Source organism: Streptomyces sp. FIT100 (assembly GCF_024584805.1).
Classification (GTDB): Bacteria; Actinomycetota; Actinomycetes; order Streptomycetales; family Streptomycetaceae; genus Streptomyces.
The window spans coordinates 6687522-6704487 of the sequence record NZ_CP075715.1 but is presented as its reverse complement, the minus strand read 5'-3'; the positions used below and the strand labels follow the sequence as shown (position 1 = coordinate 6704487).

At 68.2% G+C, this 16966-nt stretch carries 15 protein-coding genes; 5 read left to right on the top strand and 10 right to left on the bottom strand.

Annotated elements, in window-relative coordinates; translation table 11 throughout:
• Positions 1-52 precede the first annotated feature (52 nt).
• From KK483_RS29975 to KK483_RS29945, 7 genes are all read right to left on the bottom strand, one after another.
• Complete coding sequence (locus tag KK483_RS29975) at positions 53-1252, bottom strand: nitric oxide synthase oxygenase (protein ID WP_262009740.1); 1200 nt, start codon at positions 1250-1252, stop codon at positions 53-55.
• Positions 1253-1323: 71 nt separating this feature from the next.
• Positions 1324-2541 (bottom strand): MFS transporter, encoded by a 1218-nt coding sequence (locus KK483_RS29970; protein ID WP_262008343.1) that lies wholly within the window; start codon positions 2539-2541, stop codon positions 1324-1326.
• Positions 2542-2562: 21 nt separating this feature from the next.
• A complete protein-coding gene (locus tag KK483_RS29965; protein WP_313879490.1) occupies positions 2563-3318 on the bottom strand; it encodes an NUDIX hydrolase in 756 nt (251 codons plus the stop codon).
• A gap of 31 nt (positions 3319-3349) precedes the next feature.
• Positions 3350-3823 carry a hypothetical protein gene (locus tag KK483_RS29960; RefSeq protein ID WP_262008342.1) on the bottom strand — a complete coding sequence of 158 codons (474 nt, stop codon included), beginning with the start codon at positions 3821-3823 and terminating at the stop codon, positions 3350-3352.
• 36 nt (positions 3824-3859) lie between these two features.
• The gene (locus KK483_RS29955; protein WP_262008341.1) at positions 3860-4168 is read right to left on the bottom strand and encodes a hypothetical protein; all 309 of its coding nucleotides are present in this window, start codon (positions 4166-4168) and stop codon (positions 3860-3862) included.
• Positions 4169-4204: 36 nt separating this feature from the next.
• Complete coding sequence (locus tag KK483_RS29950; protein WP_262008340.1) at positions 4205-4825, bottom strand: GTP cyclohydrolase I; 621 nt, start codon at positions 4823-4825, stop codon at positions 4205-4207.
• Between the two features lie 238 nt (positions 4826-5063).
• Entirely contained in the window at positions 5064-6452 is a 1389-nt protein-coding gene (locus tag KK483_RS29945; protein WP_262008339.1) for an STM4012 family radical SAM protein, read from the bottom strand.
• A 173-nt stretch (positions 6453-6625) separates the two neighbouring features.
• On the opposite strand from KK483_RS29945, the gene KK483_RS29940 reads away from it, so the two are divergent.
• Entirely contained in the window at positions 6626-7756 is a 1131-nt protein-coding gene (locus tag KK483_RS29940) for a DUF1152 domain-containing protein (RefSeq protein ID WP_262008338.1), read from the top strand.
• Positions 7757-7928: 172 nt separating this feature from the next.
• Here the strand turns inward: KK483_RS29940 and KK483_RS29935 are convergent, their stop codons facing one another.
• The 3 genes from KK483_RS29935 to KK483_RS29925 form a co-directional block, all read right to left on the bottom strand.
• Positions 7929-9065: an MFS transporter gene (locus KK483_RS29935; RefSeq protein WP_262008337.1), complete on the bottom strand. Its 1137-nt coding sequence runs from the start codon at positions 9063-9065 to the stop codon at positions 7929-7931.
• A gap of 235 nt (positions 9066-9300) precedes the next feature.
• Positions 9301-11181, bottom strand: coding sequence for an asparagine synthase (glutamine-hydrolyzing) (gene asnB, locus KK483_RS29930; protein WP_262008336.1), 1881 nt, complete (start codon positions 11179-11181; stop codon positions 9301-9303).
• Positions 11157-12095 (bottom strand): AraC family transcriptional regulator, encoded by a 939-nt coding sequence (locus KK483_RS29925; protein WP_262008335.1) that lies wholly within the window; start codon positions 12093-12095, stop codon positions 11157-11159. Before KK483_RS29925 ends, asnB begins: the two co-directional genes overlap by 25 nt.
• 455 nt (positions 12096-12550) lie before the next feature.
• Between KK483_RS29925 and KK483_RS29920 the strand changes: the two genes are divergently transcribed.
• From KK483_RS29920 to KK483_RS29905, 4 genes are read left to right on the top strand one after another with little or no spacing between them, the layout of a single operon-like run.
• Positions 12551-13744 (top strand): Xaa-Pro peptidase family protein, encoded by a 1194-nt coding sequence (locus tag KK483_RS29920; RefSeq protein ID WP_262008334.1) that lies wholly within the window; start codon positions 12551-12553, stop codon positions 13742-13744.
• 28 nt (positions 13745-13772) lie between these two features.
• On the top strand, positions 13773-14849 hold the full coding sequence (locus tag KK483_RS29915; RefSeq protein ID WP_262008333.1) for a PLP-dependent cysteine synthase family protein: 1077 nt from the start codon (positions 13773-13775) through the stop codon (positions 14847-14849).
• Complete coding sequence (locus tag KK483_RS29910; protein WP_262008332.1) at positions 14846-16348, top strand: 4-hydroxyphenylacetate 3-hydroxylase family protein; 1503 nt, start codon at positions 14846-14848, stop codon at positions 16346-16348. Before KK483_RS29915 ends, KK483_RS29910 begins: the two co-directional genes overlap by 4 nt.
• Positions 16345-16944, top strand: coding sequence for an NADPH-dependent FMN reductase (locus KK483_RS29905; RefSeq protein ID WP_262008331.1), 600 nt, complete (start codon positions 16345-16347; stop codon positions 16942-16944). The genes KK483_RS29910 and KK483_RS29905 overlap by 4 nt, the downstream gene beginning before the upstream one ends.
• The last annotated feature ends 22 nt before the right edge of the window (positions 16945-16966 follow it).

Here is a 16966-nt window from a genome sequence, read left to right as displayed (position 1 = left end):
GCAGTCCGAACACGCGACGGAGGCACCCATCGCGCCGCTCGACCAGTGGCGGTCAGCCGTCGTGGGTGTTTCCGGTGTCGTCGAGCAAGGCGTCGTCGGGACCGCCTGAACCGCCTGAACCGCCTGTCCTGCCCGTCCCGTCGGTGGTGTCCTCTCGGGCAGGGTGCGGGGAGAAGCAGGCGTTGTCGGTCGGTGCCTTCGGTTGGCCGACAAATGCCGGGTAGCGCTGTTCAGTGTCGTAGTAGCGGTGGAACACGGGGGTGGCGGCGCTGGAGACGGGCGGCACGATCCACGACCAGTCGGCGCCGACACCTCGCCCGGCCCGTTCCTCGCGAGCGATGTGCGTCAGGAAGTGGCGCGATTCGGTGTGGTGATCGCTGATGGTGACCCCTGCCTTCTCAAAGGAGTGGAGCACGGCGATGTTCAGCTCCACCAGTGCGCGGTCCTTCCACAACGAGCGGTCGTGGGAAGTGTCCAGGCCCAGTCGGCGGGCGATACCGGGCAGCAGGTTGTAGCGGTCGGTGTCAGCCAGGTTGCGGGCACCGATCTCGGTGCCCATGTACCAGCCGTTGAAAGGGGCGAGCGGGTAGCGTACGCCGCCGATCTCCAGTCGCATCCCGGAGACGACCGGCACCGCGTACCAGCGCGCCCCCAGCCTGGCGAACCACCCGTACTCGGGGTGTTCGATCGGCACCTGGAGCACGGCGGAGTCCGGCAGTTCGAACCACCGTGGCTTGTCTTCGCGTCCGTGCACGATGAGAGGCAGTACGTCGAAAGGGGTGCCCGGACCACCGGGCCAGCCCAGATTCCGTGCGGCGGCCGTGATCTCGACGCTCACCGGGTCGCCGAGGACCGAGCCGTCGGAGCGTGTGTAGCCCGCGTAGCGCACGACTTGGTCGTTCCATACGCGGGGGGCCGGCTGCCGGGGAAGCTCCGGGGCGAAGACGGTGACGCACGGACGTATCCGTCCGCCGTTGGTGGCCTGGCGCAGATGCCGGACGAGTTCTTGAGCGATCTCGTCGGCGCTGTCCACCTTCCGCCGATCGCGCACGATCAGCGACTGCCAGTACAGACGGCCGATGCAGCGCACGCTGTTGCGCCAGGCGACCTTGGCCCCGAAGTCCAGTTCCCGCGCCGTGTGCGTGTACGTCCCGGTGCGCGAGATCTCCGCGGCCACCTCCGCCAGCCTCCGGTCGGCGGAGCCGGCCTCGGGATGCTCGCGGTGATGCAAGGTCACGAACTCCTCCGCCAGCGCACGGACTGCTTCCGGTCCTGCGCAGGCGGTGTCGGAGTGGCAGCGACGCTCCCCCGGTCTCACGGTGTTCACCTGTGCCGAGAGCGGTGGCGCAGCGTCGAGATCGCCCACAGTGAGGTCGTCGCCGCCCCGAGCGCCGTGCCGAGCAGTGAGACGCCGGTCCAGCCGTGCCGGGCGTAGGCCAGGGAGGCGAGCGCTGATCCCCCGGCTCCCGCGAGGAAATACGTTGTCATGTAGGCCGCGGTGAGACGGGATCTGATCTCTGGTGCCAGGCGGTAGATCTCGCTCTGGTTGGTGATGTGGAGGGCTTGGGCGGCAAGGTCGAATACCACGATGCCCAGGGCCAGCAGCGGCAGCAGTGCGCTGCCGAGTCCGAGGGGGATCCACACCGTGAGCAGCAGTACGGAGGAGATACCCGTCACCTTGTGCGCCAGTCCCCGGTCCGCGAGCCGTCCGGCGCGTGCCGCGGCCAGTGCCCCGACCAGGCCGAGCAAGCCGAACAGCCCGATGCCGCCGGGCGAGTAGCCGTACGGCGGGGCGGAGAGCAGGAAGGTCAGGGCCGTCCACAGCACGCTGAAGGCACCGAACGACAGCGCCCCGTACAGCGCTCGCAGCCGCAGCACCGGCTCCCGGGCGAACAGGCGGAACACCGAGGCCACCAGATGGCGGTAGCCGGGAGCGCCCGTCTCCTGATACCGGGGTAGGAAGACCGCTGCCGTTGCTGCCAGGCAGGCCATCATGACCGCGGCGCACCAGTAGACGGCGTGCCACCCGGCCCACTGCGCCAGTGCACCGGCCACGGTACGGGCGAACAGGATGCCGCACAGCAGCCCCGCCATGACCGTGCCCACGACGCGTCCGCGCTGGTCAGGAGTGGACAGGGACGCGGCATAGGGCACCATCACCTGGGTGGTGACGGAGCACAGCCCCACCAGTCCTGCTCCCAGGAGGAGGGCCGGCTCTGATCGGGCGGTCGCCATGAGCACCAGGCTCACGGCGCAGGCCGAGGACAGGACGACGATCAGCCGGCGTCGTTCGAGCAGGTCACCGAGGGGAAGGATGAGGAGCAGCGCCACCGCGTAGGCGCTCTGCGCCACCGTGACCAGCAGGCCGGCCTGCCCTTCCGGCAGGCCGAGGTCGCGGCCGATGTCGCCCAGCAGCGGCTGCACGTAGTAGTTGTTGGCCACGGACAGCCCGGTGCCCACGGTGAGCAGCAGGACCACGCCGCGTCCCAGAACGGGCGCCGGGCCTTGTCGCGTGGGTTGTGGTGTGAGCGGTGTGGTCATTGCTGCTTTCCTTTTTGCGGGTCACCGTGGACGGTTCTCCTCGGCCTGTACGGCGGCTAGTTCCTGCTCGATCCCACGCCCCTGCCAGCGGGGGTGGACCAGGATCCGGTCCTTTGCCGCCGGGTCGCCGTTGGGCAGGCGGCCCGCACAGCCGACGAGGAAGCTGCCCAGCGCCGCTACGTGCGTCCGGGGGCTGCGCTGCCCGGCCGCCGTGTCGTCGGCGGCGCCGTCGGCGGTGCCGTCGGCCAGGGCGTGTGACGTCAGCAGGCGCTGGATCTCCCGGCTGTCCGCCTCGGTCGCCTCCCGGACATGCGGCACGGCCGAGGGGCCGTGCGGTGCGGCGGGAAGCAGCTCCCGGAGGATGGCGGCATGGTCGAAGGCGAAGTGGTGCTCCGCTTCGGGGGCCGGGAAGCGCTTCGGTGGGGCGGGCAGCGGCTGCCACCACGCTTCAGCGGCGTCCTGGCCGCCGCGCACACGCTGCGGCTGCGGCAGCAGCGCCGCGTAGACCAGGCTGACATAGCGTCCTCTGGGGTCGCGGTTCGGTGAGGTATGCCAGGACTGCGGGATGAGTTCGGTGTCGGCGGCGTGCAGCCCGGTTTCTTCCAGCAGTTCGCGGCGGGCGGCAGTTGTCGCGTCTTCGCCGGGACCGACCTTCCCGCCGGGAAGCGCCCACCGGCCCTGGAACGGTTCCTTGCCCCTGCGGACCAGCAGGATGTGCCAGCTGCCGCCGCCGTGGGCCAGCACTACCAGGTCGACGGTCAGGATGACGGCGCTCACCGGGCGCTGCTCGCGGTCCTCCGCACGCCCACTACCCGTGATCAGGGGTGGAGGCGCTGGTGAAGGCGTGCAGGCGCGCGGAGAGCTCGTCCGAGGATGCGAGGTACTCCACTCCCGGGAGGCGGGTGGTGTGCTCGCCCACTGCCCACACGGTCTTGCCGGCGTCGACGGCCACGATCATCTCCTGGAGGGCTCCGTGCGAGCCCGGGACAGCGATCATGGCGTTGACGACGTTGGCCAGGACGATGTTGCGGCCGTTGGCGGTCAGGCCGGTGTCCAGCCGGATATCCACCTCGGCGTACGGCTCGGTCGTGCGGTGGGAGACGCCTGGGAGCAGGCTCAGCACGCGGCCTGCGTTCTCTTTCGCGCCGCGCGCCGCTGCCTCCATCGCTCCTCCGAGCCCGCCGGTCACCAGAAGGCAGTCGGGCAGTCGTGCGACGATCGCTCCCACCTCATGGGCCAGCTGGTAGACCGGCGGTGGGCAGTTGCGTCCCTTGCCGACCACGGCGATGAGGATATCCGGCCATTTCTCCACGGTGTCTCAGCTCTTCTTTTTGCGTAGATCGAGGGCGAAGAGCGCGTCGACGAAGCCGATCAGCCGCTCCTCCCGCCTGATCTTCGGCGAGTTGTCGGGGTGCTCTCCCTGCGACGCGTACGCGTGCATGCGTTCTTCGGAGATGGCGACCAGCCTGTGGCCGATCTCCTGGAACTGCTGGGAGTCGATGCGTCCTTGGTCAAGGGCGGCAGTGCATCTCTCGTACGCTGCCAGGGGGCCCCCGGTGTGGACGGAACAGGTGTGCAGCGCCTGACGCATCTGGTCGGCAAGCCGGCCCACGTTTTCGTCGGACACGGACGCCGACTGCGCTCCTCGGTCCATGTGGATCACCTACCTCCCCAGGAAGGCCGGTTTCTCCGCGAAGGCACTGGCCCACAGTGGCGACCAGTAGCGCTCCTCGCACAGTGCGCCGCGCCGATCGATCACCGTGACGACTTCCTGGCTCGGGGCGTTGGTACGCAGCGCCATACAGCAGTGCGCGCTGCGCAGGACCATGGCGATTCCCTTCGGCTGCAGCCGCGCCTGAAGGAAGTTCACCGCTTCGACGACCAGGCGCTCGTTGAGCTGAGGCTGGCGCGCGAGGTAGTTCAGCCCCTTCTTGAGTTTGGAGTAGCCGGCTACTTTGCGGCCGGGCACATATCCGATATGGGCAACCCCGAAGGCGGGCGCCAGATGGTGTTCGCACAGCGAGACATAGTGCACGTCGTTGACCAGGATCAGGTCCTGCATTCCGGGATTGTCGAAGACCTTGAAGTCTTCCTCGATGTCGATGTCGCCCGGATTGAGCGACTGGGCGTACAGCTCCGCCACCCGGCGCGGAGTCTGTGACATCACCTCGTTCTTGTCGCCCTGGCCGAGACCGCGCAGCAGTTCGCTGACAGCGTTCTCGATCACGTCCAAGTCCACCGGCTTGGGGGGAAGCGGTAAATGCGGCTGCTGGGATTCCGGCATGGTGTCACCCTCCAGGTCCTTGGGTCCGCTTCGTGGGCGGAAGTCCCCAGGACGCATCGTTTAGAGCGCTACACGGAACAATCTTCCGGTAGAGGCTAGGAATCGGATCGGGAGCGAGTCAAATAGCGGGCAACGAAAACACGCCATGTGCTCGTATGGTGCCCGTGCACGGCAACACCCCGACGGCATCGCGCCATTTCATGGCTTCATGCGTGCACGGGCACCGGGTCTCGCCGCGCTACTTGTCCTGGTAGCTCGCCATGGCTTCGTTGACCCGGGGGGAGAAGAAGAGCGGGCCGATGGTGTCTGCCCAGGCCATCCCCTCCCGGCTGAGTTTCAGCGCCGTGTTCTCGCCTGCCGCGAGCCACCCCTTCTCACGGAGCAGGGAGAACTCTGTCGCGAAGTCGTCCACGGGCGCCGTACCGAACAGCTTCCGGTAGGCGGTGACTGGCAGGCCGGCACTCTCCAGCAGCCGCTGCAGGACGAACATCCGGCGCCGTTCCTCCTCGTCCATCCGGAAGGCCCACTGGGCCCGGCGGAACTCCCCGGAGGGCGTGGCGATGTAGTCGTCGATGATGCGCCGCACCTCCGGCACGGCCACCGCGTAGTCGGTGGTGTAGTGCAGGGACGTGGTGAACGAACGGGCGCCGACGCCGAGTCCCACCATGCCGGCCTGCTGGTTGTACTCGTCGATGCTCGCGTCTTCCCCTGGTGCGCCGGCGGGTGTCACCAGCCGCCGGAAGACCCGCATCGAGGTCTGCTCATAGCCGGCGGCCAGCAGGTAGTCACGGCCGTACCGGTACAGACGCAGGCGTTGCTCATCCCACTGCCTGCCGTCCTTGTCGCGCCGGGCGCTCAAGCCGGTCAAGGGGCGTACGTAGAGGGGGTACAGGTAGATCTCCTCCGGCTCCCAGGCCAGCGCGGCGTCGAGGGAGACGCGGAAGGAGTTCTCCGTCTGGCCGCCGATACCGTAGATGAGATCGATGTTCAAGACGGGGAAACCGGCCTCGCGCAGCCGGGCCAGGGCCGTCTCCACCTCCGCGCGTTTCTGCGGCCGTGCGGCGGCGCGGGCCTCCTCGTCGATGAAGCTCTGCACGCCGATGCTGAGCCGGGTGGCGCCGCGCTCGGCGAGCACCGCGAGCCGGTCGGCAGTTGCGGTGGCCGGGGAGGTCTCCACCGACCAGGGGACGGCCTTGAGGTCTGCCCCCATCACGTTCTCGCAGATGTCGCAGAGCCGGGTGAGCTCTGCGGGGGCGAGATAGGTGGGGGTGCCGCCGCCGAAGGCGGACATCAGGAAGCGTACGGGCTGTCCGCCGGCGCCTATCGCTTCTCGGGTCACCCGCGCCTGACGTCCCAGCGTGTCCAAGAACGCGCTCGTGATGTCTTCCGGGGCGCCGGTGCGGGTGAAGAGATTGCAGAAGCCGCAGCGCATCTCGCAGAACGGTATGTGCACGTAGAGCGAGAGGGATCCAAGCTGCTCGTTCCTCCATAACTCGCTCAGTAACGGCCCGTTCTCCAACCGCCGGTAGGCTTTTTGGTGGGGGTAGGCATAGACGTACTGCTGGTAGGGCGTCTGAAGGGAAACCGATCTGCCCGAAGCCGGTTGGACGGCAGCAGAAGCGGTCATGGACAACACCTTCCCTCTCTCGACAAGGGAACTGAAGTGCGACTGATGCAAACACGGTAGCTGCCTGGTACACCGGTACATAGGCATGAAAAGCGCCGTCTCTTGGAATGGCCCGGAAACGCGGGTCAGCGGCACGGACACCTGAAATGACCGAGGGGGAACGGTATTTGACTGTGAAACTTCTCATTGCTGCCGGAGGCGGCGGGGACGCGATCACCACCGCGATGGTCCACACGGCTTTGCACGGTGATGACGCTCCCGCCCTGATCCTGACCTATGCCTGGGAACGCCTGGTGGTCGATCCGGTACCCGGACCCAGGCGCCGCGCGGATTTCACCGGCACCGAACGCATCGGTGACCAGGTACACGTGATCACGCCCTGGTCGGCGCCCATCCCTCCCGCGGGCTCGCTGCTGCCTCGGCTCGCTGCCGACCTGCGGCCCGCACTCGGCCTCATCGACCCGTACGAGGGCGCGGTCGGCCTGGCCGTCCAGATCGCCCAAGCCGCTGAATACTGCGGGGCCGACCGCATCGACATCGTCGACGTCGGCGGGGACGTGGCGGCCGACGGCCGCGAACCCACCCTGCGCAGCCCCCTGGGCGATGCGCTCGTCGTGGCGGCGTGCCTGCGCACCGGCATACCGGCCGCGGTTCACCTCGCCGGCCCCGGACTCGACTCCGAAGTGCCCGAAGCCGTCCTGCTGCCCCGCCTGCAAGCCCCGGAGTTCACGCTCACCGCCGCACACACCGACTGCGTCAGCGACGTCTTCGACTGGCACCCCTCCGAGGCGAGCGCCCTCCTGGTGGCCGCGGCCCGCGGAGTGCAAGGGGTCTGCGGTACCCGCGACGCGCCGGACCCGGTCGTGCTCGGCCCCGCCAGCGCACACGTCTACAGGCTCTCCTTGGCCCGCGTGCTGGAAATCAACCGGCTGGCCCAGGCGCTCGACGGCACCGCCGATCTGGCAGAAGCAGAAGAAGTCAGCCGGTCGGTGTGCGGTTTCTCCGAAGTCGCCCGCGAGCGCGAGCGAGCGCGTCAGCAGCGTGCGGCGCTCAGCAGTACGCAGCAAGAGGGCGGTGCACCGGACGCCGCCTCCTCCTACCGGCAGTTCCTCGAATGGGAGCAGCACACTGCGGCCGCCGGCATCGAGTACGTCACCACCCGCCGGTTCTCCGAGGAGCTGGGCCTCTCCAAGAGCGAGCTGAGGGCCCTTCGCAGCCATCTGGAGAACACCGCTCCTACGCGTTCCGTACCACCACTGTGGCGGTTGCGCGCCGACGGACAACCCACCCGGGAGGAGAGGTAGAACGTGCACCCCCACCATGCCCGCGGCCAACGGTCCTCGCCCGTCGTCTCCCCCTGCCCACGCCGTCTCGGCGCAGGCGGCGCTCCTGTCGCCACCGCTGCCCGCGGTCCATCCACACAGCAGACGAGCGCCTGTGGCTGCCGCCCCGCGCACGGTGTCGGCTGTACGTGCGTCATGGCGCCGTCGGCTCCGGGCGCAGAAAGGTGGCGACGACGAGGGCGGCGGCACAGAACACCATGCCTGTGATCATCACCAGCGACGGGCCGGAGCGGTCCAGGGCGAGCGAGCCGCAGAGCGCCCCAAGGGAGATCGAAACGTTGAAGGAAAGGACGTAGAGAGAGGTCGCCGCTTCTCGCGCATGCGGCACGCTGCGGAGGACCAGGGTCTGCAAGGCGACCGGCAATGCCGAGTAGGTGAGTCCCCAACTGAGAAGGAGCACGATCGCCGCGGGCTTCCAGTCCCCGACCGCGAGCAGCAGGGCCATCGAACCTCCGGTGCCGGCAACGAAAGCGAGGACGACGGAGCGCAGTGCCGGGCCGCGTCCGATGACTGCTCCCGCGATGAAGTTGCCCACCACGCCGGCGGCGCCGAAGCAGAGCAGCAGTACCCCGATCCGGTTCGATGGCACGCCGACGTCTCGCAGGAGAAAGGGGGTGATGTAGGTGTAAGCGGCGTAGTGGCCGATCACGACGATGGCGGTCACGCTCACCGCTGTGCGCAAGTTGCCCGCCTTCAGCAAACGGGGCAGTTCGGAGAGGTGGACGCCGCCGTGCGGCGGCATCGAGGGCATCAGTACGGCGGTGGCGGTGAGGGCGACGGCGCTGCACGCGGCCAGGGCCCAGAAGGCGGCGCGCCAGTCCAGCCACTGGCCGACGATGGTGCCGAGGGGGACTCCGACGACGGTTGCCAGGGATATGCCGGAGAACACGACGGCCGTGGCCCGCACGGAGAGAGCAGGTGGAACCAGCCCTACGGCGATGCTTGCGACGATGGCCCACAGCACTCCGTGGATGAATCCGATCAGCAGCCTGACGACCATCAGCCACACGTGGCTCACTGCCATCGCGGTGAGGACGTTGCCCAGGACGAACACCGTCAGGATGACGAGCAGGAGGTGCCTGCGGTCGAGGCCGCGGCTGGCTGCGGTGAGGACGGGAGCGAGTAAGCCGGCGAACAGGCCATAGAGGGTGACCGTCAATCCGACCGTGCCTTCCGAGACCTTCAGATCGGTTGCCATGTCGGGCAGCAGCCCGATGGGCATCGTCTCGGTCGCGGTCACGGTGAAGACGCCGAGGGCGACGGCGATCACCGCGAGCCATCCCCGAGCGGGCGCGGGTGGTGGAACGGCAGGTGCCGCTCCGGTGGACTGTGACGTGTGTTGCTGACCTGAAGGTGCCAACGTCGCGCTCCGGGGAGGGGAGGGGGGGACTGGAGGTCGAGGTCGAGCTGTCCCTTGAACGTCTCGTTGATCGACTCGATGACCTGGCACAGGGGTCTGAACCGGTGGGCGTCCGGCCTCTCACGTCTGTTGCTGGGCGGAGGGGTCAGGGCAGCTTGATGGTCGGGGCGTACATGTCCATCCACACGGCCAGATCCAGTGTCCGTTCCAGATCGCGCCGGGATGCCTGGTCGATCTGCGAGGTCTCGTTCGCCACCGCCTGGCGAAGCTTTGCCTTGTCGATCAGGTCGAACACCGAGTGGCCCGGTGCGGCCAGCAGATCCCTGCACTGCTCACGCAGAGCGGCGGCATACATGGGGTCTTGTGTGGAGGGGTAGGGGGCCTTGCGGCGTTCCACCACGGAGCGGGGCAGGACATCGGCGGCCGCGGCACGAAGCAGTGACTTCTCCTTCCCGTCGAAGGACTTCAGCACCCAGGGTGTGTTGTACACGTATTCCACCAGTCGATGGTCGGAGAAGGGCACCCGCACCTCCAGGCCGGAGGCCATGCTCATCCGGTCCTTCCGGTCGAGCCAGATACGCACGAACCGGGTGAGGTGCAGATGGCTGATCTTGCGCATCCGCCACTCCAGCTCGCTCTCCCCGTCGAGGCGCTCGATGCCGGAGACAGCGTCGTGGTACGAGTCCAGGACGTAGTGGTCGAGGTCGAGCGCCGCGCTCAGCTGGTCGGTCAACAGGTCTTGCCGGGCAGGCGCAGATGAGCCGCCGTCCTGGCCCCTGCGGCCCTGACCGAAGAACTGCTGGTGGCCGGCCAACCACGGGAAGGTGGTGCTCTCCCGTGCCTCGGGAGCGAAGAACTGCCGGTAGCCGCCGAACAGTTCGTCGGCGGACTCTCCGGACAGCGCCATGGTCGCGTGTTCGCGGATCGCCTTGAAGAGCAGAAACAACGAGGCGTCGAGGTCGCCGAGCCCCGAGGGGAGGTCGCGGGCGCGGATCACCTTGCGGCGGACTTCGGGATCGGTCATCTCGGCCGAGCTGAGCACGATGTCCTGGTGCAAGGTGCCGGACTTCATGGCAACGTCGTGCACAAAAGGGGTGTCCGGGTCCGGACGCAGTTCGTCGGCGACGAAGTTCTCGGTCAGTCCGACGAAGTCCACCGCGAAGCTGCGTAACGTCTCTCCCCGCCCCGCGAGCCGTGCCGCGGCGATCGCGGTCATGGACGAGGAGTCCAGCCCGCCGGAGAGCAGGGTGCAGCTGGGAACGTCGCAGACGAGCTGGCGTCGCATGGTGTCGTGCAGGAGCTCACGCACCCGTGCCACTGAGGTGTCCCGGTCGTCGGTATGTTCCCTGGTCTCCAGGCTCCAGTAGCGCATGGTGCGGATGCCGGTGGGGCCGACCGCGACCACGGTACCCGGCTCGATTTCGCGCATGCCGTCCCACACCGCGTGGCCAGGGGTCTTGATGAACGCGAACAGCTCACGGAATCCGTCGGCGGTCACGACGGGTTCGGCGATCGGGTTGGCGAGGATGGCCTTGGGCTCCGAGCCGAACAGCACCCCATCGGGTGTGGGGTAGTAGTAGAAGGGCTTGATGCCCGCCCGGTCGCGGATCATCACCAGCTTGTCCTCGCGGGCGTCCCAGACGGCGAAGGCGTACATGCCGTTGAGGCGCTCGGCGACGGCCTCACCCCACTCCAGATATCCGCGCAGCACCACCTCGGTGTCGGAGCGGGTGGTGAAGGAGTGCCCGCGGGTCGCGAGTTCGGTGCGCAGCTCGGGGAAGTTGTACGTTTCCCCGGCGTACACGATGCTGACGGTGCCGTGGGGGGTGGGCACGCTCATCGGTTGTCCGCCACCGGGCAGGTCGATGACGGCCAGTCGGCGGTGTCCCAGGGCGACGTGCTCGTCGACATGGGTGCCTCGGCCGTCAGGCCCGCGGCAGGCCATCGTCTCCGTCATGGCGTCCATGGTGGGCAACTCGGTGCGCAGGTCGCGGTCGAAGGCTACCCACCCGGTGATGCCGCACATGTGTCTCCTGCCCTTCTTGTTTGGAACGGTCCGGTTGTGGCGTACAGCGATGCGGGAACGGCGTCGTCGGGAGGGGCGTCGAGTGGGCCGTGCTCCTTGGCTTCAGCCGTGATGGCGGAGAACCGTCCGGGGGTGCAGCCGATCAGGGCCTTGAAGCTGCGGGTGAAGTGCGCCTGGTCGTGGTAGCCGGCTGCCCCGGCCGCGTCCGCCCAGGTCAGTCCGAGCCTGTGATGGCGCAGCGCTGCCTGCAGACGGATCACCTGGGCCAGCGACTTCGGTGGCAGGCCCACTTGTTGAAGGAACCGGCGTTCCAACTGGCGGTGGCTCCAGCCGGCCTCGTCGGCCAGTTGACGGACCGGATATCGTCCCGCGGTACGGAGCAGGGTTCGCCACGCCCAGTCGATCTGAGGCGACAAGGCCGGGCCGCTGAACAGCCGAACGGCGAGCAGCCGGTCGAGCATGGCGAAGCGCGAGTGCCAGTCGGGGCATTCGGCCAGCCTGCGGACGAAGGTCCGCAGCCGCGCTCCCAGGAGTTCGGCCAGATCCACGGTGCGGCACGCGAAACTCGCCATCGGAACCGTGGCCAGTCGGTATGCGGCGAGCGGTGTCAGAACCACGGTGACGCCGTGCACGGGCCCGGTGTACTCACTCAGGGTCGCGGTGGCGTGGACGCCGATGGCCATGGAGGCGGCTGCGACCGAGCGCGCCGGGTCCAGCACGTTGGTGACACGCAGAGGGCCGCTGAAGCCGAACATAAGCCTGACCATTCCGTCAGGCGTCACAAGATGTCTTCCTGCCCGCCCTGCTCCCGCGTGGAAACCCCGGTATCCGAGGATGTGACCAGGGGGCTCGAGTTCGGAGGATTTCCAGACCACCTCCCTTGTGTTGGTCGCCGGCGGCCGACTCTTGGGCATGCCTTTCCTCCAAAATGAGGAATGACTGGAGCACAATTCATGCTAGGTGCATCGACCGCTCAGGCGGAAAGCTTTTCGCCTCTTTTGATCGAGGTGTGGATTTCGCCAAATGGTGCTCATGGCGTCGTCGGCCCCCTACTTGACAGGCTGAAACCGTGACCTTGGACACGGTAAATATGTCACATACTGTTCCAGTTCGGTCGTCTCGATATGGCGTGTTATCGCGGCTCGATGAGCCGGGCCGGCCATGGGAGTCGCGTTTGTGCAAGACCGAATTGGCGGGCTGCCGCGATGCTGATGCGAGATGAGAGATTTCTCCTGAGGGATCGCTTCCGTTGTGCAGACCTGCGTCAGATCGTGCCGAGCATCGCGGACACCCACTTTCCGGCAATCGCTCGTATCGAATCCATCGCGCCGATGAGTCTTTATCCAGAGTGTTGAGGTGAACCGATCCAATGCGTGTCAACCACGACCGCCTACAGCGGCGAATGAGCGAGTTCGGCTTGGACGCGGTGGTAAGCACCACCGCGGAGAACCTGACGTATCTGACCGGCGTCAGCAGTGTGCACCTGGATATGTTCCCGCACACGGGCCGGGCCTTCGCCGTGTTGTCCCAGGACACCCGGGCGGGCGCCTTCTTCATCTGCGGGCGCTGTGAGGTCGACCAGTTCCTCGACGCCGACGAGCACATCGTCGAGGCGATCGCCTACGGCCCCTTCTACCGGGAACTGCCCGAGGGAGTGGCGCTGGACCACGAGGACTCCCTCCTGCGGGACGTCTCGGACGACCGGCGCTTCGACACCGCCCTGCCCGCCCTGGCCCACGCTGTCGGACAGGCCTGCCCCGGCGGTGGCCGGGTCGCTGTCGACGAGGACGGGGTGCCGGCTGATTTCCTCGACGAACTCGGCAAACGGCTGTCCGGCTGGCAGCTTGTGCCAGGCGCTGGGCACCTGCGGCACGTCCGCCAGGTGAAGACCGAGCGGGAGACGGAACTCGTGGCGGCTGCCGCGGGCGTCGCGGAGAACGCGATCCGCGCCGCAGTCGCTGTCATGCGCGAGGGCGTCACCGAACGCGAACTGGTCCGCGAGTTCAACCGCTCTGTCGCAGCCCAAGGGGGCACCCCTCGTTTCACCCTGATCCGGATCGGCGCAAACGCGGTAGCCGGCCAGCGTCAGCCCACGACAACGGCACTACGGCTGGGTCAGGCCGTGTGGTTCGACGTCGGGGCCGTCGTCGACGGCTACTGGTGCGACATTGCCCGGGTGGCCACCCTCGGCGACCCCGCCCCGCGGCTGGCCCGCCTGTACGACGCCGTACTGGCCGGCGAGCAGGCCGCACTGGACCAGGCCCGTCCCGGCATGACCGGACAGGAACTCTTCGCGCTCACCGTCGACGCGGTCCGGGAAGCGGGGATCCCGCACTACCAGCGCAACCACGTCGGCCACGGCATCGGCGTCGAGATCTATGACCCCGTACTGATCCGCCCGGACAGCACCGACGCTCTGCAGACGGGCACCGTGGTCAACATCGAGACGCCGTACTACGAGTTCGGATTCGGCTGCGTGCACGTGGAGGACCCGTTCGTCGTCGGCCCGGACGGCAACCGTCTGCTCACCGCACTGCCCCGGGAACTCATCGTCATCCGCTGACCGGCCGCGCCCGACGCATGGAGAGACCGTGATTCACGAGAACCTGCTGGAGACCCTCGGCATGACCCCCGTCGTGCGGCTGCGCAAGCTCCTGCCCCACCCGCAGGACCGGATCTACGTGAAGCTGGAGGGCGCGAATCCATCCGGCAGCATCAAGGACCGCGCTGCCCTGCACATGGTCGAACAGGCTGAGCAAGCGGGCCTGCTGAGGCCGGGAGCGACGCTTGTGGAATCGACCTCCGGCAATCTCGGCAAGTCCCTGGCTCTGATCGGGGCCATCAAGGGCTACCGGGTGATCCTTGTCGTCGACCCCAAGACACCCCGCTCCGTCCTCGCCTACGCAACCAGTCTCGGCGCCGAACTCGACATGGTGATCAAGCCCGACGCGAATGGCAGCTACCAGACCGCCCGCCTCCATCGGGTCCATCGGCTGGTCCAGGAGATCCCGGGCGCGCACACCCTGAACCAGTACGACAACCCCCGCAATCCGGAGGCGTACCGGCTGCACATCGCCCAGGAGATCGTCAAGGACTTCGACCGACTCTCCGCGCTGGTCGCCACGGTCAGTACCGGTGGCCACCTCAGCGGTCTGGGCAGCGCGTTGAAGGAACGCTTCCCCGCCCTGCATGTCCAGGCCGTCGACGCGGTCGGCTCCGCCGCCTTCGGCTACCCCTCCAAGCCATACCGGCTGCGCGGCATCGGCCTGAGCTGGCGCCCGGGCAACCTCCACCCCGGGCCCATCGACGCCCTGCACCGGGTCACCGACACCGAGGCTCTGTCAGCGTGCCGGGTGCTGGCGGCTGAGGAGGGCCTCCTGCTCGGCGAGTCCGGCGGCGCGGCGGTCTTCTCGGCGCTCGGTTACGCCGCCGCGAACCCGGGCGGTCCGGTCCTGGCCATCGCCCCCGACACCGGCACCAATTACCTGTACGAGACATACGACGACCAGTGGCTGCGTGATCACGGCATCTCGCCGGACACTCTGTGCCGGAACGGCGAGGACCTGCTGCGCCATGCCCGCCATCCGGTCCATCCTCCGGCCCCTGTGGACGCCGGCCCGGTCCCCGCGAGCGGAACCGGCCAGATCACGACAGGAGGACAGGCATGACCATCCGTACCGGAGCCGAGTATCTGGCCGGCCTGCGCGACGGACGCGAGGTCTGGCTCGCCGGACGGCGCGTCGATGACGTGCTTGCCGAACCCGCCCTGGCCGCAGCCGCACACACCGTCGCCCGCCTGTACGACCTGCAGCACGACCCGGAGCTGCGCGATGTGCTCACCTTCCAGGACGGCGACGAGCGCCACCCCCGGTCGCTGGCCGCACCACGCGGCACCCGGGCCTTGCAACGGCGCGGAGCGGCGTTCCGGGCTACCGCCGAAGCCACCTTCGGACTGGTCGGCAGGTCGCCCGACTTCGTGAACACTGCAGTCACCGCCTTCGCCTCGGCCGCTCCGTTCTTCGACAAAGCCGACCCGCGCTTCGGCCGCAACGCCACCGCCTATCACGCCGCCTGTCTGGCCGGCGACCCGTTCCTGTCGCACGCCACGATCAACCCGCCGCTCAGCCGCGCCCGTTCCTCCCACGAGCAGGACGATCCCGACGTCCACCTGAGGATTGTCCGCGAGACGAGCGAGGGTGTCACCGTGCGCGGCGCCAAGCTCATCGGCACCCTGGTGCCCGTTGCCGACGAGATCGTCGTCTTTCCGCTGCCCGGCTACCGGCCCGGCGACGAGGCGTACACGGTCGCCTTCGCGATCCCGGTGGCCACGCCGGGGCTGCGGATCGTCTGCCGCGAGCCCCTGGTGGCCGACCCCTCCCGGTTGCTCAGCACGCCCCTCGCGCCGTACGAGGAGATCGACGCCACCTGCGTATTCGACGACGTGCTCGTCCCCCGGGACAGGGTGTTCTTCCACGGGGACGTTGATGCCGCCAACCGCCTGTACGACGCGACGACCGCCCGGCACCATACCGGTCAGCACGGCGTCATCCGAGGCGCGGTCAAGGCCGAACTTCTCACCGGGATCGCCGTTGCGCTGGCCGAGATGTCCGGCACCGACACCTTTCTGCACGTCAAGGAGATGCTCGGCGAGATCTTGGGCTCCCTGGAGCTGGCCCGGGCAGGCGCCATGGCCGCCGAGGCCGACGCCAAGATCAGCGAGTGGGGCACCCTCACCCCGGCCATCGCCCCGGTGCTGGCTCTGCGTTACCACTTTCCCAGGATGACCAGCCGGATGATCGAGGTGATCCAGCTCCTGGGCGGTGGCAGCCTGCTGAGCACTCCTGCCGAAGAGGATCTGCGCAGTGAGCTGTGGCCCGGAATCGAACGCTACTTCCGGGGCGCCGACGGAGTTCCCGCCGAGAAGCGCGTCCGCCTCCTCAAACTCGCCTGGGATGCCACCGGCAGCGCCTTCGGCCAACGCCAGTTGCAGTACGAGCGCTACCACTCGGGCGACCCCGTACGCTTGGCCGCTGCCCAGTACACGGGGTACGACACGGCCCCGCTCCTGGAGACCGTGCAGCGGGCCATGGACCCGATGCAGCTGCAGGCAAGCGCCCCGAGAACGGACTTCGGGGATGTCTGCTCGCCGGGCGAGACGGCCTCGTGATCCTCGCCGGCCCCTGCCGCATTCTTGTCCTGGCCGGGGCTGCCGCCCCTTTCTCCCGCGCCCGTTCCGTCGCGGAAGTCGTCTGCCGTGAGACAGCCAGGACCGGCAGCACGACCGTCCTGCGTGACCTCGCCGAAAGTACGCTGCCGCTGCTGCACACCGACCCCGGCGGCTCGTCCGCCCTGGACGACCTGCGGACCCAGGCAGAGCAGGCGGACGGCATGGTCTGGGTCACGCCTTGCTACCACGGTAGCTACTCGGGCCTGATCAAGAACTGTCTCGACCATCTGCACACGGAGGCGCTGCGCGGCAAACCCGTCGGCGTGGTTGCGGTCGGCGCATCGCTGACGGCCGTTCAGGCGAGTGAGCATCTGCGCGCAGTCGCACGCGCCCTGGGCTGCGTCACCGCACCAACCCAAGCCGTGGTGGCGGGCGGGAGTTCTCCGCGGGGCAGAGACATGGACCTGGGAGCACACAACCGGATCACACGTATGATCGCCGAGCTGTACGTGCTTGCCGGCGCGACCGCTCTACTCCGGCAGTGCGCCGCCATGGCAGACGCCCTGCCGTCGGTCGACCGCGGGCCTTCGGCGTGAAGTGAAGTACACCTGGCAGTGC

Bases quoted from the DNA above. Each gene is read 5' to 3' on its own strand.
- KK483_RS29920 (WP_262008334.1), top strand. From the start codon at position 12,551: ATGCGTGTCAACCACGACCGCCTACAGCGGCGAATGAGCGAGTTCGGC.
- KK483_RS29970 (WP_262008343.1), bottom strand. From the start codon at position 2,541: ATGACCACACCGCTCACACCACAACCCACGCGACAAGGCCCGGCGCCC.
- KK483_RS29925 (WP_262008335.1), bottom strand. From the start codon at position 12,095: ATGCCCAAGAGTCGGCCGCCGGCGACCAACACAAGGGAGGTGGTCTGG.
- KK483_RS29945 (WP_262008339.1), bottom strand. From the start codon at position 6,452: ATGACCGCTTCTGCTGCCGTCCAACCGGCTTCGGGCAGATCGGTTTCC.
- asnB (WP_262008336.1), bottom strand. From the start codon at position 11,181: ATGTGCGGCATCACCGGGTGGGTAGCCTTCGACCGCGACCTGCGCACC.
- KK483_RS29950 (WP_262008340.1), bottom strand. From the start codon at position 4,825: ATGCCGGAATCCCAGCAGCCGCATTTACCGCTTCCCCCCAAGCCGGTG.
- KK483_RS29910 (WP_262008332.1), top strand. From the start codon at position 14,846: ATGACCATCCGTACCGGAGCCGAGTATCTGGCCGGCCTGCGCGACGGA.